The sequence below is a fragment of the Cetobacterium sp. ZWU0022 genome (assembly GCF_000800875.1).
GTDB lineage: Bacteria > Fusobacteriota > Fusobacteriia > Fusobacteriales > Fusobacteriaceae > Cetobacterium_A.
In genome coordinates this window covers 1-480 of the sequence record NZ_JRJZ01000161.1, presented here as the reverse complement: position 1 = coordinate 480, position 480 = coordinate 1, and the positions used below count along the sequence as shown (strand labels likewise).

The following is a 480-nucleotide window of genomic DNA, read 5'->3' as shown; positions in this document are numbered from 1 at the left end:
TTAAGAGTTCATTTAGTCCTTCTCTATCTAAAGTTTTTCCAGTATATTTATCTGTAAATATGAAACGCTGATTAATACCGTATTTAACAAGTGCATCTATTTGCCTTTGTAAATTTTGATGTTTTGTACTTACTCTGCAGAAACCGTATATCATTCTTATCTCCTCCTGTTAGCCTTTAATATTTTACAGGAATGAGGTATGTTAGTCTATATATATTTAAATAATAAGTATATAGGTCAATTAGATTAAAGGTTAGGAATTTATTGACTATATTTTAGAATAAAGTTTGATAGTCAATATTATCATAACTTGTTTGACTATTTCGTAAATAAAAAAGAGATACCAAACTTTGATATCCCTTGATTTTATTGACTAAAAAGGCTAATTGGTGCAAAAGGACAAAAAAAACGACGCGAGGCCTTTAGCAAGATATTACACATTTTCAAAATATGATTTAAAAATTATTCAAAATTAGATTA

The 480-nt window shown here is 26.7% G+C and carries 1 protein-coding gene; it reads right to left on the bottom strand.

Annotated features, from left to right (window positions below; all coding sequences use genetic code 11):
• On the bottom strand, positions 1-154 hold a 154-nt coding region (locus tag L988_RS14125), incomplete at its 3' end, for a recombinase family protein (RefSeq protein WP_197053973.1).
• Positions 155-480 lie beyond the last annotated feature (326 nt).